20 protein-coding genes and 1 riboswitch are annotated in these 22,683 nt (G+C 73.3%); of the genes, 17 read left to right on the forward strand and 3 right to left on the reverse strand.

All coding sequences use genetic code 11. The features are described from left to right. Positions 1 to 41 precede the first annotated feature (41 nt). The 10 genes from F593_RS0110420 to F593_RS24180 all read left to right on the forward strand — a co-directional run bounded on the left by F593_RS0110420 (position 42) and on the right by F593_RS24180 (position 13,860). Complete coding sequence (locus tag F593_RS0110420; protein WP_022928693.1) at positions 42 to 1,061, forward strand: NAD-dependent epimerase/dehydratase family protein; 1,020 nt, start codon at positions 42 to 44, stop codon at positions 1,059 to 1,061. Positions 1,062 to 1,138: 77 nt separating this feature from the next. Further along, positions 1,139 to 1,888: a YebC/PmpR family DNA-binding transcriptional regulator gene (locus tag F593_RS0110425; protein ID WP_022928694.1), complete on the forward strand. Its 750-nt coding sequence runs from the start codon at positions 1,139 to 1,141 to the stop codon at positions 1,886 to 1,888. Next, positions 1,889 to 3,145, forward strand: a complete 1,257-nt coding sequence (locus F593_RS24170) for a glycosyltransferase (RefSeq protein WP_022928695.1) — start codon at positions 1,889 to 1,891, stop codon at positions 3,143 to 3,145. Between the two features lie 77 nt (positions 3,146 to 3,222). Continuing rightward, on the forward strand, positions 3,223 to 3,714 hold the full coding sequence (gene ruvC / locus F593_RS0110435) for a crossover junction endodeoxyribonuclease RuvC (protein WP_028721598.1): 492 nt from the start codon (positions 3,223 to 3,225) through the stop codon (positions 3,712 to 3,714). Beyond that, positions 3,711 to 4,310 (forward strand): Holliday junction branch migration protein RuvA, encoded by a 600-nt coding sequence (ruvA, locus tag F593_RS0110440; RefSeq protein WP_022928697.1) that lies wholly within the window; start codon positions 3,711 to 3,713, stop codon positions 4,308 to 4,310. Before ruvC ends, ruvA begins: the two co-directional genes overlap by 4 nt. A gap of 146 nt (positions 4,311 to 4,456) precedes the next feature. Further along, a complete protein-coding gene (ruvB, locus tag F593_RS0110445; RefSeq protein ID WP_028721599.1) occupies positions 4,457 to 5,434 on the forward strand; it encodes a Holliday junction branch migration DNA helicase RuvB in 978 nt (325 codons plus the stop codon). 123 nt (positions 5,435 to 5,557) lie between these two features. Next, on the forward strand, positions 5,558 to 8,584 hold the full coding sequence (locus F593_RS0110450; RefSeq protein WP_022928699.1) for a protein translocase subunit SecDF: 3,027 nt from the start codon (positions 5,558 to 5,560) through the stop codon (positions 8,582 to 8,584). A 48-nt stretch (positions 8,585 to 8,632) separates the two neighbouring features. After that, positions 8,633 to 8,908 carry a hypothetical protein gene (locus F593_RS0110455; RefSeq protein WP_022928700.1) on the forward strand — a complete coding sequence of 92 codons (276 nt, stop codon included), beginning with the start codon at positions 8,633 to 8,635 and terminating at the stop codon, positions 8,906 to 8,908. A gap of 57 nt (positions 8,909 to 8,965) precedes the next feature. Continuing rightward, on the forward strand, positions 8,966 to 11,383 hold the full coding sequence (recJ, locus tag F593_RS28155; protein ID WP_022928701.1) for a single-stranded-DNA-specific exonuclease RecJ: 2,418 nt from the start codon (positions 8,966 to 8,968) through the stop codon (positions 11,381 to 11,383). Further along, positions 11,380 to 13,860 (forward strand): RelA/SpoT family protein, encoded by a 2,481-nt coding sequence (locus tag F593_RS24180; RefSeq protein WP_022928702.1) that lies wholly within the window; start codon positions 11,380 to 11,382, stop codon positions 13,858 to 13,860. Before recJ ends, F593_RS24180 begins: the two co-directional genes overlap by 4 nt. Before the next feature lie 116 nt (positions 13,861 to 13,976). On the opposite strand, the gene F593_RS28160 is transcribed toward F593_RS24180, so the two are convergent. Beyond that, positions 13,977 to 14,948, reverse strand: coding sequence for a diacylglycerol/lipid kinase family protein (locus F593_RS28160; protein WP_022928703.1), 972 nt, complete (start codon positions 14,946 to 14,948; stop codon positions 13,977 to 13,979). Positions 14,949 to 15,012: 64 nt separating this feature from the next. On the opposite strand from F593_RS28160, the gene F593_RS28165 reads away from it, so the two are divergent. Further along, a complete protein-coding gene (locus tag F593_RS28165; RefSeq protein WP_022928704.1) occupies positions 15,013 to 15,711 on the forward strand; it encodes a class I SAM-dependent methyltransferase in 699 nt (232 codons plus the stop codon). Between the two features lie 95 nt (positions 15,712 to 15,806). Here the strand turns inward: F593_RS28165 and F593_RS0110485 are convergent, their stop codons facing one another. Continuing rightward, entirely contained in the window at positions 15,807 to 16,802 is a 996-nt protein-coding gene (locus F593_RS0110485) for a magnesium transporter CorA family protein (RefSeq protein ID WP_022928705.1), read from the reverse strand. A gap of 183 nt (positions 16,803 to 16,985) precedes the next feature. Then, positions 16,986 to 17,083: riboswitch (SAM riboswitch) on the forward strand. 61 nt (positions 17,084 to 17,144) lie between these two features. Here F593_RS0110485 and thrC point away from each other — a divergent pair. Together thrC and F593_RS0110495 are read left to right on the forward strand one after the other, a co-directional pair. Further along, the gene (thrC, locus tag F593_RS0110490; RefSeq protein ID WP_022928706.1) at positions 17,145 to 18,431 is read left to right on the forward strand and encodes a threonine synthase; all 1,287 of its coding nucleotides are present in this window, start codon (positions 17,145 to 17,147) and stop codon (positions 18,429 to 18,431) included. After that, the gene (locus F593_RS0110495) at positions 18,431 to 18,712 is read left to right on the forward strand and encodes a ubiquitin-like small modifier protein 1 (protein WP_022928707.1); all 282 of its coding nucleotides are present in this window, start codon (positions 18,431 to 18,433) and stop codon (positions 18,710 to 18,712) included. The genes thrC and F593_RS0110495 overlap by 1 nt, the downstream gene beginning before the upstream one ends. Positions 18,713 to 18,824: 112 nt before the next feature. Here the strand turns inward: F593_RS0110495 and F593_RS0110500 are convergent, their stop codons facing one another. Then, entirely contained in the window at positions 18,825 to 20,045 is a 1,221-nt protein-coding gene (locus F593_RS0110500) for an acyltransferase family protein (RefSeq protein ID WP_022928708.1), read from the reverse strand. A 127-nt stretch (positions 20,046 to 20,172) separates the two neighbouring features. Between F593_RS0110500 and F593_RS0110505 the strand changes: the two genes are divergently transcribed. From F593_RS0110505 to F593_RS0110520, 4 genes are all read left to right on the forward strand, one after another. Continuing rightward, positions 20,173 to 20,388: an RNA-binding S4 domain-containing protein gene (locus F593_RS0110505; RefSeq protein ID WP_022928709.1), complete on the forward strand. Its 216-nt coding sequence runs from the start codon at positions 20,173 to 20,175 to the stop codon at positions 20,386 to 20,388. 136 nt (positions 20,389 to 20,524) lie between these two features. Then, positions 20,525 to 20,935: a hypothetical protein gene (locus F593_RS0110510; protein WP_022928710.1), complete on the forward strand. Its 411-nt coding sequence runs from the start codon at positions 20,525 to 20,527 to the stop codon at positions 20,933 to 20,935. A 170-nt stretch (positions 20,936 to 21,105) separates the two neighbouring features. Continuing rightward, positions 21,106 to 22,062 carry an alkaline phosphatase D family protein gene (locus F593_RS0110515; RefSeq protein ID WP_022928711.1) on the forward strand — a complete coding sequence of 319 codons (957 nt, stop codon included), beginning with the start codon at positions 21,106 to 21,108 and terminating at the stop codon, positions 22,060 to 22,062. Positions 22,063 to 22,235: 173 nt separating this feature from the next. After that, a complete protein-coding gene (locus tag F593_RS0110520; RefSeq protein ID WP_022928712.1) occupies positions 22,236 to 22,652 on the forward strand; it encodes a hypothetical protein in 417 nt (138 codons plus the stop codon). Positions 22,653 to 22,683: the final 31 nt, after the last annotated feature.

A 22,683-nucleotide genomic window follows, 5' to 3' on the forward strand; every position in this document is an offset into this window, starting at 1 on the left:
CGCCCGCGGGCGGGGGCGGCGACGTGGCAGGATGCCCGCCGATGACGGTCTTCGGGGAGTCCATGCGCGGTCGGTCGGCCTTCGTCACCGGGGCCTACGGCATGCTCGGCGCGTGGCTCGTCAAGGCCCTCCTCGAGCGCGGCGCCGCCGTCACGGTGCTGCGCCGCGACGAGGTGCCCGCCTCGATGCTCGCGCTGGAGGGCCTCGAGGCCCGCTGCACCGTCGTGCGCGGCGACCTGCTCGACCCCGGCCTGATGGAGCGGGCCATCGGCGAGCACGAGTGCGACACCGTCTTCCACCTCGCGGCGCAGACCATCGTCGGCACCGCCCGCCGCTCGCCCGTGCCGACGTTCGAGGCGAACGTCCGCGGCACGTGGCTGCTCATGGACGCCTGCCGCACCCAAGGCGTCCGCCGGGTCGTCGTCGCCGCGTCCGACAAGGCCTACGGCACGCACGACACGCTGCCCTACACGGAGGACATGCCGCTGCAGCCGCGGTTCCCGTACGACGTCTCGAAGGCCGCGACCGACCTCATCGCCCGCTCCTACTGGCACACCTACGGGGTGCCGGTGGCGACGACGCGCCTGGCCAACATCTACGGCGGCGGCGACCTCAACCGCTCGCGGCTGCTGCCCGAGGCGATCGCCGCGGTCCTGCGCGGGCGCGCCCCGGTCATCCGCTCGGACGGCTCGCCCGAGCGCGACTTCCTCTACGTCGAGGATGCGGTCGACGCGTACCTCGCGATCTGCGACGCGCTCGACGCCGACGAGGGCCTGGAGTCCGGCGCGGCCCCGCAGGCGCGGGGCGAGGCGTTCAACGCCGGCGGCGGCCGCCCGCACAGCGTCCGCTCCGTCATCGACGCCGTCGTCCGCGTGTCCGGCGTGGCGCTGCAGCCCGACGTCCGCGGCACGGGCGTCCCGTCCGCCGAGATCGACCGGCAGTACGTCGACGGCAGCAAGCTCACGCAGGCGACGGGCTGGTCGCCGCGGGTGGACCTCGACGACGGCATCGCCCGCACCATCGCCTGGTACCGCGCGCACCCGGACGCGATCGCGGCCTGACCGCCCGCGGGCCCCCGCCCGACTGCGTCGCGGTGCTCCGCCGCCGCGGACGCCCCGGCCCTCGCTACCCTGGATCCATGTCCGGGCACTCCAAATGGGCCAGCATCAAGCACAAGAAGGCGATCGTCGACTCACGCCGCGGCCAGGCGTTCACGAAGCTGAGCCGGCACATCACCATCGCGGCGAAGGAGGGCGGCGGTGACATCGTCGGCAACCCGGCCCTCGCCCTGGCCGTCCAGAAGGCCAAGGACGCGTCCATGCCCAAGGACAACATCCAGCGGGCGATCGACAAGGGCACCGGCGCCGGCGCAGACGCAGCGTCCTACGAGAACGTGATGTACGAGGGCTACGGCCCCGGCGGCGTGGCCGTGCTGGTCGAGGCCCTGACGGACAACCGCAACCGCACCGGCGCCGACGTGCGCCACCTCTTCTCGAAGTCCGGGGGGAGCCTCGGCGAGCCCGGCTCCGTCGCGTACCTCTTCGACAAGAAGGGCGTCGTCGTGGTCGACGGCGAGAAGCACGGCGAGGACGACCTGATGGTCGCGGTCGAGGCCGGCGCCGACGACATCGAGGAGGACGACGGCACCTTCGAGATCATCACGGAGCCCACAGCCCTCACCGCCGTGCGCGAGGCGCTGGACGCCGCCGGCATCGAGTACGAGAGCGCCCAGCAGGTCTACCGCCCGACGGTCCGCACGCCGCTGGACGAGGAGGCCGCGGAGAAGCTCTCCAAGCTCATCGACTCCCTCGACGAGCACGACGACGTCTCCGAGGTCCACGCGAACTTCGACGTCTCCGACGACGTCCTCGAGCGCGTCTTCGGCTGAATGCCGACCCCCGACCCGGGCGCCGTCCCGGACGGCACCGGGCGGGGAGACCTCGCGGGCCTGCGGGTCCTCGCGATCTCGAGCCTGTACCCGCCGCACCACCTCGGCGGGTACGAGCTCCTCCACCGCGAGGTCGACGAGGAGCTGCGCGCCCGCGGGATCGACCTGCGGGTGCTCGCCACGGACCATGAGGAGCCCGACGCCCGGCACCGCGGGTCGGTCGAGCCGCCCGACGTCCACCGCGAGCTGCGCTCGTACTGGCGCGACCACGCCTTCCCGCGCATGACGCCCGGCGCCGTCCTGGCCCTCGAGCGTCACAACCACCGCGTGCTGCACCGGCACCTCGAGGAGCACCGGCCCGACGTCGTCGCCTTCTGGGCGATGGGGGGCATGAGCCTCTCCCTGCTCGGTGCCGTGCGCACCGCGGGGCTGCCGGCCGTGCACGTCGTCCACGACCGCTGGCCCGTGTTCGGTCCGCAGTTCGACCGCTTCGCCCGCGGGATCCGCCCGCTCGGGCCGGCGCGTGGCGCGCTGGCGCGGCGGCTCGGCAGCGACCGGCCCCGGCGCCCGGAGGGCACCGTGCTCGTCACCGCCGCCGCGCTCGCCGACGAGCTGCGCCGGGTCCGCGCCGTCCCCGCGGACGCCCGCGTGGTGCCCGTCGGCGTCGACGTGCCGGACGAGCTTCCGCCGGCGCCCCTGTGGCGCGGGCGCCTGCTCGGCCTGGGGCGGCTCGACCCGCGCTCGGGCGCCGACCGGGTGATCGCCGCGGCGGCGGTGCTCGGACCGGCGTTCCGCATGACGCTCGCGGGCGAGGCGGAGCCGGCCGTCGCCCGCGCGCTGCGGGAGCGGGCCGACGAGTCCGGCGTCGGGCCACGGCTCACCCTCTCGGGCCGGGTCGATCCGGCCGCGCTGCGCGACCTGCTCGAGGGCCACGACGTCGCGATCTTCCCCTCGACGCTGCCCGGCGGGACGGGCCTCGCGGTCCTGCACGCGATGGCCCACGGCGTTCCCGTGATCGCCGCGGACGTCGACGGCTACCCCGCGGCGCTCCGTGACGGCCGGGACGCGCTCCTCGTGCCGCCCGGGGACACCGACGCCCTCGCCGCGACCGTCCGCCGGCTCCAGACGGACCCCGAGCTGCGCAGCCGGCTGCGCGACGGGGGCCGCGCGACCGCGCTCCTGCACGACGCCGGACGCTTCCGCCGCGACGTCGCCGACGCGATCGTGGACGCCGCACACCGGCGCGCGGGCGGATGACCCCGCGCCCGATCCCGGTCGACACGAACAGCTGTTCGTGGGAAGGCGTCCGGCCCTCCGCGCAGAATGGCGGTGTGGTGACCGTCCTCGGCATCGATCCCGGCCTGGCCAACACCGGCTACGGCGTCGTCCAACGACGCGGTGGCGGCATGGTCGCGCTCGACGGCGGCGTCATCGCGACGGCCGCCGGCACCGAGCTCGGCGAGCGCCTCCAGCGCATCCACGACGCGGTCTGCCAGCTCATCGACCACCACCGACCCGTGGCGCTGGCGATGGAGTCCCTGTACTTCGGCAAGAACGTGTCGAGTGCGCTCGTCGTCGGCCAGGCGCGCGGCGTCGTGCTGCTCGCGGCCGCCCAGCGCGGCGTGGTCTGCCTCGACTACACGCCGCAGCAGATCAAGGGCGCGGTCTGCGGCTCGGGCAGCGCCGACAAGGCGCAGGTCCAGCGCATGGTGCAGGCGCTCCTGCGGCTGGCCGAGCCGCCGCGGCCCGACCACGCCGCCGACGCGCTGGCCGCCGCCATCTGCCACGCCAACCACGCGCCGTTCCGCGCGGCGGTCCCGGCGTGATCGCCCTCCTGCGGGGCGCCGTCCACGAGCACCGGGCGGACAGCGTCGTGCTGCTGACCTCGGGCGGCGTCGGGTACGTCCTGAACTGCTCGAACACCACCCTCGCCGCCCTGCCGCCCGCGGGGGAGGAGGTCACGCTGCTCTGCCACCTCGCCGTGCGCGAGGACGCCATGACCCTCTTCGGCTTCGGCTCCGAGCCCGAGCGCGATCTCTTCCACCTGCTGCTGACCGTGCAGGCCGTCGGCCCGAAGCTCGCGCTGGCCGTGCTGTCGATGGGCGGCCCGGACGACGTCGCGACGAGCATCGCCGGCGGCGACGCCAAGCGGCTCCAGGGGGTCCCCGGCGTCGGCAAGCGCACCGCCGAGCGCATCGTCTCCGAGCTGCAGGACAAGCTCGCGGGCCGCGCCCCGGTCGGCACCACGGGCACGGGCAAGGCGGCGCGCTCCGTCGTCACCGCCACGCCCACGGACGAGGCCCGCGACGGCCTGCTCGGCCTGGGCCTGGCCCCGGACGAGGTCGACACGCTGCTGGCCGTCGCCCACGGCGAGACGGCCGCCGAGATCATCGCCGACGCCCTGCGGCGGTCCCGCCGGTGAGCGCCTGGGGCCGCGGCCGGCGCCCGGGCGACGGGGACGAGCCGCGCGAGGAGCACGAGCCCGACCCGATCGGCCACCCCTTCGGCTCCGGCATCCGCACCCCCGACGCGGGCGACGCCGACGCCGGCCGGCTCCCGGAGCCCGCCCTGCTCTCCGGCGAGGAGGAGGCCGAGGACCTCTCGCTGCGTCCGCGCAGCCTCGACGAGTTCGTCGGCCAGCGGCACGTCGCCGAGCAGCTCGCGATCGCCGTCGACGCGGCCCGCGGCCGCGGCGACGCGCTCGAGCACGTGCTCCTCGCGGGCCCCCCGGGCCTCGGCAAGACCTCCCTGGCGCGCATCCTGGCGGAGGAGATGAACGCGCCCTTCGTGCCGACCGCCGGCCCGTCCTTGGAGCGCAAGGCCGACGTCGCCGCGCTCCTGACGGCGCTCGAGCCCGGCAGCGTCTTCTTCGTCGACGAGCTGCACCGGCTGCCGAAGGCGCTGGAGGAGACGCTCTACCCGGCGATGGAGGACCGGCAGCTGCCGGTGACGATCGGCCAGGGCATCGGGGCACGGGTCGTCACGCTCGACCTGCCGCCCTTCACGCTCGTCGGCGCCACCACCCGCGCGGGCCTGCTGTCCCGCCCGCTGCGCGACCGCTTCGGCCTGCAGCAGCGGCTCGAGCCCTACGGGCTGGACGACCTGGTGTCGATCGTCCACCGCTCCGCCGGCCTTCTGGGTCTCGAGGTCGAGGACGACGGCGCCCGCATGGTCGCCCGCCGCGCCCGCGGCACGCCGCGCGTGGCCAACCGCCTGCTGCGCCGCGTGCGCGACTACGTCGAGGTGCGCACCGGCGGCACGGTGACGGGCGAGGCGGCGGCCGCGGCGCTCGACCTGCTCGGCGTCGACGCGCTGGGCCTCGACCGGCTCGACCGCGAGATCCTGCGCTGCATCTGCGCGATGTTCGCCGGCGGGCCCGTGGGCCTCGCCACGCTGTCGGCGGCGGTGGGCGAGGAGGCCGACACGATCGAGGACGTGTACGAGCCCTACCTGCTGCAGCAGGGCCTGTTGCAGCGCACACCGCGGGGCCGTACGGCCACCCCGCTGGCGTTCGAGCACCTGGGGCTCGAGGCTCCAGGCCCCTGAACGACGCCTGAAGGAGAGCTCAGTACCCGCTGCTCCGGGGACGCACGCGTTCCTGTCTCCGGACCGACGTCACAGGGCCGCGGCTCGATCCGTCCGGTCGACGGGTACGCTTGCCGTCGCGCTATGACCGATCGTCGCCGCAACTCCTTCATCCTGCTGTTCGTCGCAGCGCTCGTCATCGCGTCGGTGTACGTGTTGGTGAGCAAGCCGACGCAGAGGGGCCTAGACCTCCAGGGTGGCGTTCAGCTCATCTACCAGGTGAGCCCGACCTCGGGCGAGGCCGTCACGGACGACGCGATCCAGCGCACGATCGACGTGATGCAGGACCGCGTCAACGCCTTCGGCGTCGGCGAGGCCGAGATCCAGAAGTCCGGCACGGACCAGATCGTGGTCTCCCTGCCGGCGATCACGAACACGGCCGAGGCCGAGCGCCGCGTCGGCACGACCGCCGAGCTGCGCTTCTACGACTGGGAAGCGGTCGTCGTCGGCGAGAACGGCAAGACGGATCCGACCGACCCGGAGGTCACCGGCACCGGCACCGGCGTCGGCGGCGCCGAGCGCGGCAGCACCATCGCGCTCACGAAGTACGAAGCGATCATGCGGGCGAAGGACCTGCAGCCGACGGACAACCCGCCCGGCACCCTTCCGCCGCTCGGCGACCAGTGGTTCCTGGTCAACGACAAGCAGAAGAAGGTCCTGAACGCCTCCCCGGGTACGACGGTCGAGGACCTGAAGGCCGACCGCAAGCTCGCGCCGCTGCTCACCGCCGACAAGGAGCCGCGTCCCGGCGAGCGCTTCGTGAAGGTGCCCAAGGGCTACCGGGTCATCCAGGCCGCGGCCGACGTGAACCAGGCCGGCGAGTCGATTCCCGCCGGCGACAAGTGGTTCGTCATCCGTGACCGTCCGGCGCTGCAGGGCAAGGACATCAAGGACCCGGCCCAGAGCGTCTCGCAGACGCCTGGCGGCGGCCCGATCGTCACGTTCGACTTCACGAGCGAGGGCCGCAAGAAGTGGAAGGACACGACGGCCGAGATCGCCCGTCGCGGCGCCGACAACTGCCTGCCGCAGCAGGGGGAGACCCGCCAGCAGCGCGGGATCCGCTGCAACAACCACTTCACGATCGTTCTCGACCAGCAGGCGGTCTCGTCGCCGACGATCGACTTCGAGGACAACCCGGACGGCATCGGCGGCGCCGGCGGCTCGCAGATCGAGGGCTCCTTCACCTTCCAGCAGGCCAAGAACCTGGCCGACCTCCTGAAGTCCGGCTCGCTGCCGCTGCGCCTCGACGTCATCTCCTCTCAGCAGGTCTCCGCGACCCTGGGCCAGGAGGCGCTGAACGAGGGCCTGCTGGCCGGCGTCGTCGGCTTCGGCATCGTCGCGCTGTTCCTCGTCGGCTTCTACCGCTTCCTCGGCGTCATCGCCGTCATCGGCCTCGGCGTCTACACGGTCTTCTTCCTGGCGATCGTGAAGATGGTGCCGATCGTCCTGACGCTGCCGGGCATCGCCGGTCTGATCCTCACGATCGCCGTCGCGGCCGACGCGAACATCGTCATCTTCGAGCGCGTCAAGGACGAGCTGCAGGACGGGAGATCCGTTCCGCGAGCCATCAAGGACGGCTACCGCAAGGGCCTCTCGGCGATCATCGACGGCAACGTCATCACGTTCCTCGTCGCGTTCGTCCTGTTCCTCGTCGCGACCGCCGGCGTGAAGGGCTTCGCCTTCAACCTCGGCATCGGCGTCATCGTGTCGATGTTCACCGCGGTGCTGCTGACGCAGGCCATCCTCGGCCTCGCGTCGCGCTCGCCGCTCATCACGCACCCGGCCATGCTCGGCGCGCGCTCGCGCAAGCCGTTCTGGCACCGCTTCGACTTCGTCGGCGCGTCCCGCTGGTTCTTCGCGGCCTCGGGCATCATCCTGGCCATCGGCGCGTTCGCCATCGGCGGCAAGGGCCTGAACTTCGGCATCGACTTCGAGTCGGGCACGCAGATCACCGCGACCGCCCGCGAGGGGACCACCGTCGAGGACGTCCGCGAGGCGCTCGCGCCCGCCGGCCAGAGCCGCGCCGAGATCACGTCCGTGACGCCCCGTGGCGAGGCCGCACGTCAGGGCGCGAGCTTCCAGATCCAGACCGAGGCGCTCTCGCCGGACCAGGAGCGGCAGGTCAACGTCGCACTCGAGCGCGGCGTCGGCGTGTCGCCGGACCAGATCAACTCGAACACCGTCGGGCCGACGTTCGGCGAGACCGTCGCCAAGACGGCGGTGATCGCGCTCATCGCGTCCTTCGTGCTGATCGCGTTCGTCATCTGGTTCCGGTTCGGGCTGCGGTACACGATCCCGATCCTGATCGCGGTGATCCACGACCTCTTGATCACGGCGGGCATCTACGCCCTGACCGGGGCGGAGGTCACGGCATCGACCGTGGCGGCCCTGCTGACGATCATCGGCTACTCGCTCTACGACACGATCATCGTGTTCGACCGCATCCGCGAGAACCTCAAGCGGCTCCCGTCGGCGGCGTTCAGCCAGATCGTCAACCGCTCGATGAGCGAGGTGCTCGGCCGGTCGCTGATCACGTCCTTCTCCGTCGGCCTGCCGACGCTGGCGCTGATGCTGTTCGGCGGCGAGACGCTGCAGGACTTCGCGCTGGCGATGCTGATCGGCACGATCTCCGGCGCCTACTCGTCGGTGTTCATCGCCGCCCCGGTGCTCACGGAGTGGATGGAGCGCGTCCCCGCGTTCCGCAACCGCCGCGCCCGGCTGAAGGCCGCCAACGGCGGCGTCCTCCCGCCGTACCCCGAGCGGGGCACGCGTGAGGTCGACCCGGAGTCGCGCAAGCGCCCGATCTCGCGCATCACCGAGCCCGACGTCGCCGGTCAGCCCGTCTCGAAGAGCGAGTTCGACCAGATGGTCCAGGAGCTCGGCATCGACACCTCGCCGGGGGCGACGCTCCGCGCGGACGCCCCGGCGCCCGGCACGGTGCCGCAGCCGAAGCGGCCGGGCAAGGCCAAGCGCGAGCCCGAGCCCGAGCCCGAGGCGGCGCCGGATCCCGACGCACCCGTGCAGCGGGCGGCCGATCTCTCACCGGAGGAAGTCACGTTCCGGGACGAGCCCGGGCGCTCCGGCAAGGGCAAGCGGAAGGGCTCCCGATGATGTCCATGACGAACAGCCCCGCCCCGCGCGGGACGACGGAGGTCTGACATGGCGATCCTGGTGTGGATCCTCATCTCCCTGGCGATCTGGCACTTCACGATCTTCGTGCCCGACCGCTTCGTCGGCGGCATCGTCGGCGCGTTCGCCGTCGCGATGATCGGCGGAGTCCTCGGCGGCATCGTGCTGTCCGGCTTCTCCATGCCGTCCCGCGAGGCGACGGACATCGTCACCGTGCTGATCGGTATCCCGGGCACGCTGGTCGCGCTGGCGCTGCTCTGGCTCGTCGGCTCGCGCCGCGAGTCCGCCGCCGCGCAGCAGGCCTAGCGGGGCGCGCACCGGGGCGGCGGCACTGCCGTCCGCCCCGCGGCCTACCCTCGATGGGTGGCCGTGCGCTTCGACATCCCCCCGGCACCCGCGGCCGAGGTCGCCGCCCTGCGCGATGCGCTCGGGGTGGGCCAGATCTGCGCCGAGGTCCTCGTCCGCCGCGGCTTCTCCGATCCGGAGTCCGCGCGGCACTTCCTCGCCGCCGACGAGCACCCGCCGCTCTCCGCCTTCGCCGGCCTGGACGAGGCCGCGGCGGTCGTGCTGCGCCACGCCCGCTCGGGCTCGCGGATCGTCGTCCACGGCGACTACGACTGCGACGGCGTCTGCGCCACGTCCGTCCTCGTCCGTGCGCTCCGGCAGGTCGGTGCCGAGGTGTCCTGGTTCCTGCCGCACCGCGTGAAGGACGGCTACGGGCTCAACGCCCACACGGTGCGCCGGCTGGCGGCCGAGGGCACGGGTCTGGTCATCACCGTGGACTGCGGGATCACCTCGGTCGACGAGGCCGCGCTGGCCACGGAGCTCGGCCTCGACCTCGTCGTGACGGATCACCACCGGCCGCGCGCCGACGGCGTGCTCCCCGACGTGCCGATCGTCCACCCCGGCGACGGCCGCTACCCCTACCCGCAGCTCTGCGGGGCGGCCGTCGCGTGGCGCCTCGCCGGCGCGCTGCTCCAGGCCGCGGGGCACGACGCCCAGGACGCCGACGTCGACCTGGACCTCGTCGCGCTGGCGACGGTCGCCGACGTCGTTCCGCTCACGGGCGAGAACCGCTGGATCGTCCGCCAGGGCCTGCAGGCGATCGCCGACTCCCGTCGTCCGGGCCTGCGCGCGCTGCTCGACGTCTCGTCGACGTCGCCGGCCGACATCGACGCGACGTCGGTCGCGTTCCGCCTCGCCCCGCGGGTCAACGCGGCCGGCCGGATCGGCCACGCCGACGTCGGCGTCGAGCTCTTCCTCACGGGCGACGAGACCGAGGCGCGCCGCCTGGCCGACCGCCTGGACAAGGCCAACCTCGACCGCCGTGAGATCGAGCGGCGGATCCTGGACGAGGCCGAGGCGCAGGCGAAGTCCCAGGGCGAGCAGCCCGCCTACGTCCTGGCCGGCGACGACTGGCACCCCGGCGTGGTCGGCATCGTCGCCTCGCGGATCGTGGAGCGCTTCGGCCGCCCCGCGATCCTCCTCGGCCGCAACGGCGAGGAGCTGACGGGCTCCGCGCGCTCCGTGCCCGGCTTCGACCTGCTCGCCGGCCTCGACGCCTGCGCGGAGCACCTGCTGCGCCACGGCGGCCACCGCGCCGCCGCCGGCCTGGCGCTGAAGCCGGAGGACCTCGACGTCTTCACCCGCGCCCTGCGCGCCTACGCCGCGCAGCACCTCGACGAGGACGCCCTGGTGCAGGTCGAGAAGGTCGACGCGGTCGTCGGCGGCAGCCAGCTCGGTATGGACCTCGCCCACGAGCTCTCCGCCCTGGGCCCCTTCGGCGAGGGCAATCCCGAGCCCGTGCTGCTCGTGCCCTCGGGCCGCCCCGAGGGCGTTCGGCCGCTCGGGGCCGCCGGCGCGCACCTGGCCTTCACGCTGCGCTCGGGCGCCGTCCGCGTCGCCGCGGTCGCCTTCGGACGCGACCGGATGCCGGCGCACCCCGACGGCCCGCAGATGCCGATCGCGGGCACCTACGTGCTCGAACGCCACGCCTTCCGCGGCAACGTCACCCCGCGCCTGCGGGTGCGCGAGCTCGTGCTCCCGGCGCCCGAGCCCATCGACCGCCTCGACGGCGACTGCGCCGACGCCGCGCTCGCGGTGCTCGACGCCCCCGACGCGCTGCCGGCGGCCACCGCCGTCGCACGCGGATGGCGCGCGAGCTTCGAGGACCGCTCCGGGTCGGGGGCCGCGGCGGCCGTCGCCGCGCTCGTCGGCACGGGGGAGCCCGTCACGGTCGTCGTCGCCGACGCCGAGCGGCGGATCGGGCCGCTGCGGCGGATCGTCGGCGGGTTCTCGCTCACGGACTGGTGGAGCGTGGCGCGCACGCCGCGGTCGCTCGACGGGACCGCCCACCTCGTGGCGCTCGACCCGCCGAGCGACCCGGCGCACCTCGCGGGGCTCGACGACCTCACGGGCGTCCGACGCTGGAGGGCATGGGGAGACCCTGAGCTACGATTCACCGTAGATGCGCTCCAACGCGAACACGACCTGCGGACCGGCGCCTCGACGCTGTACCGCCGCATCCGCAGCGAAGGCCCCACGTCCGTCGGGGCCCTCTCGGACCCGGACCTCTGCGGCTGGTGGCTCGGCCTCCTGCTCCGCGTCCTCGAGGAGTCGGGTGCGGTCGTCGTCGATCGCGCCGAGCGCGTGGTCGCCCTGGGCGACGGCCCCGTCCGGCCGCTGGACGACGGGCCTACCGCTCGCGCATGGACCGCTCGCGGCCGGGAGCGTCACGCATGGCTGACGGGAGAAGCCCCGCGGCCGGTGCCGGCTCGGTGAGCAGCCCTCCGCGCGAGGCCGGGACCCAGGGGGCCACCGCTGCCGGCGTCGAGGCGACGCAGGGCCGCGTGCCCGTGCAGGACGAGCGCTCCCGGGACCGCATCGGCCTCTCCACGGAGGACGCCCAGACCGTCGCCGACGGCGGCGCGCCGCCGCAGCCCGTGCCCGACGCCGCCACGGCCGCGCAGGCCGGCGCGCCGGACGAGGCGCTGACCGCGGAGGAGCTGTCGCTCCGCGCCGACCTGCACGCCGTCATCGCGGAGCACGCGGAGGAGGACCGCGCGGCGATCGACATCGAGCGGGTCGACGACGCGTTCCGGTTCTCCTGCCTCCACCACCGCGAGCAGCGGCGCAAGTCGGGGGAGCCGTTCATCGCCCACCCCGTCGAGGTCGCGAAGATCTGCGCGGGCATGCACCTCGACACCGACGCGGTGGTCGCGGCGCTCCTGCACGACACGGTCGAGGACACGGCGGCCGAGCTCGAGGAGATCGAGGCCCGCTACGGCTCGAGCGTGCGGCTGCTCGTCGACGGCGTCACGAAGCTCGACGGCATCCAGTTCACCTCGCGCGACGAGGCGCAGGCCGAGAACTACCGCAAGATGGTCGTCGCGATGGCGGCGGATGTCCGCGTCATCCTCATCAAGCTCGCCGACCGGCTGCACAACGCCCGTACGCTGCAGGCGCACAAGCGGCCGAAGCAGCTCGAGATCGCGAAGGAGACCCTCGAGGTCTACGCGCCGATCGCCCACCGCCTCGGTATCCACGCGATCAAGTGGGAGCTCGAGGACCTGGCGTTCGCGACGCTGCACCCGCGCAAGTACCAGGAGATCAAGGGCCTGGTCAACCAGCAGCGTGGTGAGCGCGAGAGCTACGTCGCCAAGGCCGGCGAGTACCTGCGCGGCGAGCTGGAGGGCGTCGGCATCGAGGCCGAGATCTCCGGCCGGGCGAAGCACTTCTACTCGATCTACCAGAAGATGACCCGCAAGGGTCGCGAGTTCAACGAGATCTACGACCTGACCGCGATGCGCGTCGTCGTCGATTCGGTGAACGACTGCTACGGCGCCATCGGCGTCATCCACTCCCTGTGGAAGCCGCTGCCGCGACGGTTCAAGGACTTCGTCGCGATGCCGAAGGCCAACATGTACCAGTCGCTGCACACGACGGTCGTGGGTCCCGAGGGCCAGCCGCTCGAGATCCAGATCCGCACGCACGACATGCAGCGGACGGCCGAGTTCGGCGTCGCGGCGCACTGGATCTACAAGCAGCGCGCGCCGCAGGACCCGGCCACGGCCGGGGTGGGCACCGACGACGCCGCGCAGTCGCTGCGCGAGGCGAAGACCGACGGCGACAAGTTCACGTGGCTGCGGGCCATGCTGGACACCTCGCGGGACAACGACGACCCGCAGGAGTTCATGGACGACCTGAAGGTCGCCCTGTTCGAGGACGAGGTCTACGTCTTCACCCCGAAGGGCGACGTGAAGTCGCTCTCCCGCGGCGCCACCCCGGTCGACTTCGCCTACGAGGTCCACACGGACGTCGGCCACCGCTGCGTCGGCGCGAAGGTCAACGGCAAGATCGTCCCGCTGAGCTACACGCTGCGCTCGGGCGACATCGTCGACATCCTCACCGCCAACCGCGAGCGCGGTCCGTCCCGCGACTGGCTGACACTGGCGCAGACCAGCCGCGCCCGGTCGAAGATCAAGGCGTGGTTCAAGGCCGCCGGCCGCGAGGACTCCGAGCACCTGGGCCGCGAGCTGCTGCAGGAGCAGCTGCGCAAGGCCGGGCTGCCCGCCCAGCGCCTCGTCGGCTCGCCGCTGTTGGCCGACGTCATCAAGGAGATGGGCTACCGGAAGGGCGACGACTTCTACATCGCCCTGGGCGGCGGCAAGGTCTCGCCGCACGTCGTCGTCAACAAGGTGATGAAGCACCTCAAGGAGGGGGAGGCCGCCGACGACGAGCCCGCCGGCCCCGTCGAGGCACTCCTTCGCCCGGACGTGGTCCGCCGCCAGCCCACGGGGTCCGCCAAGAGCTACGGCGTGTCCGTCGACGGCGTCGGCGACGTCATGCTGCGCATGGCGAAGTGCTGCCGTCCCGTGCCGGGCGACCCGATCGTGGGGTACGTCTCGCTCGGCCGCGGCATCACGATCCACCGCGATGACTGTCAGAACGCCCAGCAGCTGCGCAAGGACCCGGAGCGGTTCGTGCCGGTCGACTGGGCCGGCCAGCACCAGCAGTCGTTCAAGGTCGAGATCCAGGTTGACGGCTACGACCGCCACCGCCTGCTCGAGGACCTCACGCGGGTCTTCGCCGAGGCGGGCGTGAACATCGTCTCCGCCGTCTGTTCGACGACCCCGCCCATGGTCCGCAACCGCTTCGTGGTGGAGGTCGGCGACACGAAGGTGCTGCGCACGACGATCAACCGCCTGCGCAACACGGACTCCGTCTTCGACGCGTTCCGCATCACCCCGTCGGTCTGACCGACGGTGGCCGCCCGCCGGCCGTGTGCGGGCCGGGCGGGCCGGTCCGCCCCTGACCGGGGCAGCCGCCTACGGCGTCGCGGGGCGGGCGCGACGGCGTCGCGGCTCGCCGGTCCTCAGACGACGACGAGCAGCCCGCCGGGGCTGACGCCGACCTCGGCGCGCTCGATGCCGCCGACGTAGTCCCCGTCGACCTGGAAGGGGAGGGGGCGGCCGTCGGTCGAGCGCAGGACGGCGCTCGTCAGCCCCTGCACCGCGTCGACGGCGCGGTGGCCTCCCAGGTCCATCGGCGTGATCAGCGCGCGCATCGTGACGCCCGGCATGACCGTCGGGCGGGTGTGGCGCAGGACGGCACCCGAGAGGTGGCCGGAGTGCAGGTCCTCGCCGTGCAGCAGCCGCACGGGGCGGCGGGAGAAGAACGTGAACTCCGGGGCGTTCTGGAAGATCGCGGTGACGCCGTGCAGCTCGCGACCGTCGGGCAGCTCGAGCACGAGCTGCGGCGGGTCCTTCACGTAGTGCTTCAGGAACGTCGAGACGGCGGACGTGGCGTAGTACCACGGTCCCAGGCGCGCCTTGAGCGTCGGGCGCTGGTCGACGCGGTCGACGACGCTGGCGTCCAGGCCGACGCCGGCGGAGAACGTGAACCAGCGGTCGCCGATGCGGCCGAGGTCGACGGGGGTCGTCTCCCAGCGGTCGGCGAGGGAGAGCACGTGCTCCGTCGCGTCGACGATCTCGCCCGGCATGCCGATCAGGCGGTGGAAGACGTTCGTCGCGCCGCCCGGGAGCGGCATGAGCGGGACGCCGGTGCCGGCCAGCCCGTTGGCCGCCTCGTTCACGGTGCCGTCGCCGCCAAGCGTCACGACGGCGTCGACCCCGTCCGCGGCGGCCTGGCGGGCCAGCTCGATGGCGTGGCGGGGACCCTCCGTGTCGACGGGCTCGACCTCGTAGCGGTGGCTCAGCGCGTGGACGACGAGGGAGCGCAGGCGGGGCGACGTCGTCGTCGCGTTCGGGTTGACCACGACCGCCAGACGGCGACGCTTCGGGGAGGTGAGGGCCGAGGCGTCGGGGGCAGGGGCGGATGAGGGCACGAGACCCACCAACACCGCCGGGGCCGCCGCGTTACGCGCACGGGGCGAAGTACCATCCGCCGCCGTGAGTGCCCCCGCGGATCCCGTCCTCCAGCGCATCTCCCGGTTCTGGGACGCCCGCGCCCGCGAGGACGCGCTGCGCTACTCCGTCCCGGGGGGGCCCCGGCAGGATCCCGACGGCTTCGAGGACCAGGGCGAGGCCGTCCTGGCGGCCCTGACCAAGCAGGTCGGCTACGTCGTCGACGGCGCCGGCGTGGCGATCGACCTGGGCTGCGGCGCCGGGCGCCTGACGCCCGCCCTGGCCGCCCGCGCGGAGACCGTGGTGGCGTGCGACGTCTCGCCCCGCATGGTCGACGCCGCGCGCGCCCGCATCGGCGCCACGCCGGGGGTCGACTTCCGCGTCGCCCACGCGGCCGACCTGCGCGGCATCGGCCCGGGGGAGGCCGACACGGTCCTCGCCCTCGGCGTGCTCCCGCACCTGCCGACCGTCGAGCTCGTGGAGGACGCCATCGCCGAGCTCGGCCGCGTCCTGCGCCCCGGCGGCACCGCGCTCTTCGACGTCCGCTCGGCCCCGGCGCCGCTCATGCTCCCGGGCGAGGACGCGCTGCCCGCCTACGTCGCCGACCATCCGCTGTGGCGCGGCGCGCTCCTGGACCTGGAGACCCTCGCGGCGATCGCCCAGGAGGAGCAGCTCGTCATCGAGCGCATCGCGGGCTCCGAGGGCGCCCGCAGCGTCGTGCTGGCCTCCCGCGAGGCGTTCTAGCGCGGACGCGGCGTCGAGCGCCCGCGGTCTCGCATCCCCAGGCCGCGGGACCGTGCCGGGTGGCCGGCGCCCGGTGGTGACCGGGGCCCCGGCCCCTACAGCAGGTCGTTGCGGCGGAACCACCAGACCATGGTCCCGAGCAGCGCGAGCATCACGCCGATCAGGAGGTAGAACGGGTGGCTCTCGCCCTCGCCCGGCACCCGCACGTTCATCCCCCAGATGGACGCGAGCAGCGTCAGCGGCAGGACGATGACGGTGATCGCCGTCAGGACCTTCAGCGAGTCGCTCTGCGCGTGCGCGAGCACGGACTCGTTCGAGCCCTCGAGCGCCTCCGCGACCTCCTTGAAGTTCTCCAGGGTGTCCCAGACGCGCTCGGAGGCGTCGTTGATGTCGTCGAAGTACAGCTCCTGGTCCTCGACGAGGTACCGGCGCGCCGCGTTGAGGTCCTTCAGCGCCGTCCGCTGCGGGCGGACGATCTTGCGGAAGTTGATGATCTCCTGCTTGACGTTGGAGATGTCGCGGACGATCTCCTTCGAGCGGCCCTCGAAGATGTCCTCCTCGAGCTGCTCGAGCTTGTTCCCGATCTTGCGCAGCATCGGGAACGACGCGTCCACGCACTCGTCGACGATGCGGTAGAGCAGGTAGCCCGGGCCGCGGGAGAAGTGCCGCTCGCGCTCGTCCTCGCGGCCCTCGACGCGGCTGAAGAGGTAGTCGATCGTCCGCAGCGGGCGGTTGGGGATCGTCAGGACGAAGTCCGGGCCGACGAAGACGTCGAGCTCGAGCGCGTTGAGCCGGCCGACGGTCTTGTCGTAGTGCGGGAAGTGCAGGACGACGAAGAGGTACTCGTCGTAGACGTCGACCTTGGGGCGCTGGTTGCGGGACGTGACGTCCTCGTAGTCCAGCGCGTGGAAGTCGAAGTGCTCCTGCACCCACGCGATCTCGGCGCGCCCGGCGCGGCCGAGGTTGATCCACCGGAGTCCGTGGGACTCGACGATGTCGATCTGGGGAGCGTCGGGCTCGTCCTGCCCGACGGAGGGGGACTCAGTCGGCCTGGTGCCGAACCCGAAGCGCGGTCGCGGAAACGCGGGCATCGGGACTGAGGGGTTCGTCGTCGAGGGGCAGCACGACGACCCAGTCTACCCGCCGACACAAGGGCGCTTGCTGCCGCCCCGTGAATCTTGATCGGACGCCCGTCTACGGCGCAGAGCGAAATCCCGGCCAACCGCAGGTATTTCGGGCGTCCCCTTGCTACTGTTCGCCGCGCAGCACCGATCAACACATCCAGAGGGGGGGAGGGACTGGCCCTGCGAACCCCCGGCAACCACCGCGAAATCGCCGACGCGGAGAGGTGCCAATTCCAGAGAGATGTGTGGCTGGACCAGTACGGACCTCCGCCACACCCTTTCGGCGGAGGACCGACCCGGAGTTCCAGCATGCCTGCCAGTTCCCTGACCTGTCGCGAGTGCGGCAGCACGTACCCGCTCGAGGCCCACTTCGTCTGCTCGAAGTGCTTCGGCCCGCTCGAGGTCAAGTACGACGAGCACCCCTCGAAGGGCGACCCCGAGGCGATCCGCCGCCGCATCCAGGCGGGCCCCGCCACGATCTGGCGCTACGCCGACTTCCTCCCGCTCGAGCGCGTCCCGACGCTGGCCGCCTCGGGCCCCGGCGACACGATCGGCCTGGACGGCCTGCCCGCCGGCCACACGCCGCTCGTACGCGCCGACCGTCTCGCCGCCGAGCTCGGCCTGCGCGAGGTGTGGGTCAAGAACGACGCCGCCAACCCGACGCACTCCTTCAAGGACCGCGTCGTGGCCGTCGCCGCCGCTCGCGCGAAGGAGCTCGGCTTCACGACGCTCGCCTGCGCCTCCACCGGCAACCTCGCCAACGCGGTGGCCGCCGCCGGCGCCGCGCTCGGCATGCCCGTCTACGTGTTCATCCCGGCCGACCTCGAGGAGCAGAAGATCCTCGCGACCGGCGTCTACGGCGCGACCGTCGTGACCGTCCGCGGCAACTACGACGACGTCAACCGGCTCTGCACCGAGATCGCCGGCGAGCGTCCCGACTGGGCGTTCGTGAACGTCAACATGCGCCCCTACTACGCCGAGGGCTCGAAGACCGTGGCCTTCGAGATCGCGGAGCAGCTCGGCTGGCAGACGCCGGACCGCATCGTCGCCCCGATCGCGTCGGGTTCGCTGTTCACGAAGATCGGCAAGGGCTTCCAGGAGTGGAAGGACCTGGGCGTGCTCGGTGAGGACCAGGAGCTGCCGATCATGAGCGGCGCCCAGGCCGCCGGGTGCAACCCCGTCGCCCACGCCTTCGAGCAGGGCCACGACGTCTGCCGACCGGTCAAGCCGAACACGATCGCCAAGTCGCTGGCGATCGGCAACCCCGCCGACGGTCCCTACGCGATCGAGCTGGCCCGCAAGACCCGTGGCACGATCAGCGAGGTCACGGACGACGAGATCCGGGGCGGCATCGCCCTGCTCGCCCGGACGACCGGCATCTTCACGGAGACCGCCGGCGGCGTCACCACGGCAACGCTGAAGAAGCTCGCCGACGCCGGGCAGATCGGCAAGGACGAGCGCGTGGTCCTCGTGATCACGGGCGAGGGCCTGAAGACGCTCGACGCGGTCCGCGGCACCTTCGAGTGCCGGGAGATCGCGCCGAGCTTCGACGAGTTCGAAGCGACTGCGGAGCACCGCGAGGAGGTGACGGTCTGATGGCCGAGGTCACGTTCAAGATCCCGACCCAGCTGCGCGCCGCCACCGGCGGCGAGGGCAAGGTCAAGGCCGAGGGCGCCACGGTCGAGGCGGCGCTCGAGAGCCTGTTCACGGCCCACCCCGAGCTGCGCTCGAGCCTGGTCGACGCCCAGGGCGACCTGCGGCGGTTCGTCAACGTCTACCTCGACGGCGAGGACATCCGCTTCGGCGACGGCCTCGGCACCGCGCTGAGCGACCGCCAGGAGCTGCAGATCCTCCCGGCCGTCGCCGGCGGCCGCTAGGCGCGGACTCGGGGCGGCGGCCCCGCGGGACCGCACCCCACGAGCGACGGCGGGCCGCTGGCCCGCCGTTCGTCGTTCCGGGGGCGGCGGTACCCGTCGCGGGGCCGGTGCGTCAGTCGCCGGCTGCGCCGGCCAGGACGTTTCGCCGTGCCGGCTCGCGCTTCGGGGTGCGCCGGTGGGCCCAGGCGATCGCGGGCTTTTCGAGCACGTGCCAGCTGGCGACCGCCAGCACGGTGCTGACGCCGAGCACGGCGACGATCGCGCCGAGCGGGTCGGTCGGGAACCGGTCCATGCCCCGCAGGGTCCAGATCACGGGGTAGTGGGCGATGTAGAGCCCGAAGGAGAGCGTGCCGTACCACTGCAGCGGGCCGCGGGCGAACACCACCGCACCGGGCAGGCGGCCGGTCGCGACGGCGGCGATGATCAGCGCGAACCCCAGGCTGGCGGGCGTGTCGACCACGGCCATCCGCAGCTGCGGCGACCCCCAGTCGCGGACGATCGCCGTCGCCTCCAGGCCGACGAGCGCGACGCCGAGGGCCGCGAGCGCGACGGTGACCGCCGTGCGTCGCACCTGGCGGCCGTACGTGAGTACCGCCACGAGCATCCCGGCCCCGAACGGGGCCAGGCGCGCCGGCAGGGTGTCGCGGGCGGTGCGGTCCAGGTTGTTGATGAGCGCGTGGCCGAGGATCGCCGTGCCCACCACGACCAGGACGACGCACACCGCGGCGAGCAGGGCCCGCCGGCGCGCCGGCGTCGCCAGCCGGCGGGTGACGGGGGCGAGCAGCAGCGTGAGGAGCGGCACCGCCACGTAGAACGTGACCTCGACGGCGATCGTCCACATCGGCGGGTTGAGGACCTTGACAGTGGCCAGGTCGTAGTTCTGCTGGAACGTCAGGAACGTCGGGAGCACCGACCACGGCTGGGCGTAGGCCGGGAACCGCATGAGGACAAGGAACGCGAGGACGATGCCGACCCAGTAGGCCGGCCCGATCCGTGCGACGCGCCGCAGCGCGTAGACGCCGATCCGCGGGAGAGGGCGGCCGTCGATCATCGCCGCGGCGAAGGGGCGGAAGATGAGGAACGCCGAGAGCACGAAGAACATCGGCATGCCCAGCCGCAGCTGGCCCATGACGAGGTCGAGCGGGGTACCGCGGTCGACGAGCCGGTCGCCCACGACGTACATCCAGGTGTGGAGCAGCACGATCCCGACCGCGGCGGCGCCGCGCATGCCGTCCAGCGCGTCCAGGCGCGGCCGCGCGGCGGCTGAGCCGGGGGTGGCGGGGCGCTCCGGCGGCGGGGCCGGCTTGCTCGTGTCGGGAAGGGGTGTTCGCACGGGGGAGGCGATGCTTCGAGGCTTTCAGTGCCCGGTTCACCGAACCTAAACGCGCTCGATGGGTCGTCGCAGTGCGGTCCGGGTGGCCGCAGGGTGCGCGACGGGGCCGGTCTGGAAGGATCGCAGCGTGCGCGACGTGACGATCCGTGGGGACATGATCCGGCTGGGCCAGCTCCTCAAGCTCGCCGGCGTCGTCGATTCGGGCGGCGAGGCGAAGCAGCTGCTCGCGGCCGGACTCGTGACGGTCAACGGCGAGGAGGAGGTCCGCCGCGGGCGGCAGCTGCACGACGGCGACCTCGTGGCCGCCGAGGGCGACGAGGTCCGGATCGTCGCGGACGACTGAGCGTCCCGCCTGCCGCGGCGCTCGGCGCCCGCCGGCCGCGACCCGCGCCGGTCGTCGAGGTTCGCCGCCGGCCTGTCCGTCCAGTCTTCGCTGCAAATCGCGGGTTTCCGTCCGGGGCCGCGGATAGCGTCGACCCATGTCGACCTCCGGCGCCGCCGACCCGCACTGGGTGGCCAGCGACCTGCTCGAGCACGCCCGGCGGCTGACGGCCTTCGCGGCCCAGCCGCCCGGACCGTCGCGCTCGACCGACCGGGTCGTCGACGGGGTGCGCCAGTTGCACGCCTCGTGCGTGCGGCTCGAGACCCAGCCCGTCGCCGGGCGCGCCCGGGCCCGCGACCGCGCCCGGCTGTCCGAGGCGTTCGACGGCCTGGCCTGCGCCTCGGACGACCTCGCGGCGATCGTCCTCCTGCGCTGCACCGACCCGGAGAGCGCTGCGCCGGACCACGCTCCGGACCTGCCGGCGCTCCTCGAGCGGGTGGCCGAGCGGCACGACCGCGTCGTCGCGCTGCTGGGTCGGGCGGGCATCCGCCGCACGTCGATGTCCTGACGGGCCCCGTCGGCGAGCGTTCGTCGTCCACATGAGACGAGCATGAGAGCCGACCGCGGGACCGGGGGCGGAGACCATAGGTTGCAGGGAGGACGGTCGGTGCCCCCGGCCGTTCGATCCCCCCACGTGGTGCGGCCCCCGCCGCGCCCAGCACCGAGAGGTTCCGCACGATGCGCATCGCCCCAGTCGTCCTCGCCGCCACCGCCGTCATGGCCGTGCCGGCCACCGCCCAGGCGGCCACGAGCAAGCCCGCCGCGTCGACCGGCCTGGCGGGGAGCATCACCCCGCAGGGCGCCACGCTCACCGGCGTCGTCGACCCCAACGGCCTGAACACGGCCTACTTGTTCGAGTACGGCAAGACCACGAAGTACGGCGCCCGGACGGCCCGCACGATTGCCGGCAACGGCGTCACGAAGGTCGCCGCCACGGGCGGCGTCGCGGGCCTCCAGCCGGCGACGACCTACCACTACCGGATCCTCGCCAGCAACGCCAAGGGCGTCGTCCGCGGCGCCGACCGCACGTTCAAGACGCCGAAGCAGCCGCTCGGCTTCTCCGTCGCGGTCAACCCGAACCCGCTGAGCTTCGGCGGCCCGACCACCGTCGGCGGCACCCTCGGCGGCACCGGCAACGGCAACCGGCAGATCCAGCTCCAGGCCAACCCGTGGCCGTACACCTCGGGCTTCGCCCCGGTCGGCAACGTCCAGGTGACCTCGGCCACGGGCACCTTCGCCTTCCCGCTGCTCGGCCAGACGATCAACACGCAGTACCGCGTCGCCACCACCGGCAAGGACCCCGTGCTCAGCCCGGTCCTGACCTCCGAGGTCGGCGTCGCCGTGACCACGACGGTGAAGCGGAGCGTCCGCAAGGGCCGCACCCTGCGCTTCTCCGGCCGCGTGCGCCCGGCCCGCGTCGGCGACCAGATCGGCGTGCAGCGCCTCTCGGGCGGCGACAACTGGGTCACGCTGAAGGGCTCCCGCACCCGCGCCGGCACCGCCGAGTTCGCCCGCTACGCCACCCGCGTGCGCATCCGCCGCAGCGGCTCCTACCGCGTCTTCGTGCGCGTGGCCGACGGCAGCCTGAAGTCCCTGCCGGGGTCGTCGGTCGAGATCAAGGCCCGCCGGCGCTAGGGCGGGGTGGGGAGGACGGTCTCGCGGCCGTCCTCCGTCCTTCGTGTCCCGCCCACGGCCGAACGCCGCAGGCGGGGCGGCATGCCCCGACGCCTCCTCGGGTAACCACGGTCGTTCGCGCCCGTCCGGCGAGGGGTCCCGCCGCGTCCGTCCCGCGCCTGTACGGTCGTCGGATGGAACGAGACAGCACCGACGCCCGCGCGGCCGAGATCCAGCAGCGGATCGAGACCTGGGTCCAGCACGCGGTGTCCGGCGCCGACGCGACGGGCACCGTGGGTGCGGACGCCACGGCGTCGCGGGCGATCAGTCTGCCCGGCGCCCCCGGCGAGACGGTGCCCGAGGAGTGGAACGTGGCCGTGGAGCTGCGCTTCTCCGGCGCCGACGAGGCCGAGGCCCGCCGCCTGCTCGAGGGCTTCTCCGGCGCCACCGCCACCGTGACCCTCGAGAGCCGCGAGGCCGCCGAGATCACCTGGCCGGACACGAGCGACACGAAGCTCAAGGCCGACGGCGACGACCTCGTCGGCGACGTGACGGTCTCCTTCGGCATCCCGTGGCCCCACGCGGGCGACACAGCCGTCCCGGCGATGTAGGACGACGCCCGGGTACACGCCCCCCCGGCTG

It is taken from the genome of Patulibacter americanus DSM 16676 (genome assembly GCF_000420025.1).
GTDB lineage: Bacteria > Actinomycetota > Thermoleophilia > Solirubrobacterales > Solirubrobacteraceae > Patulibacter > Patulibacter americanus.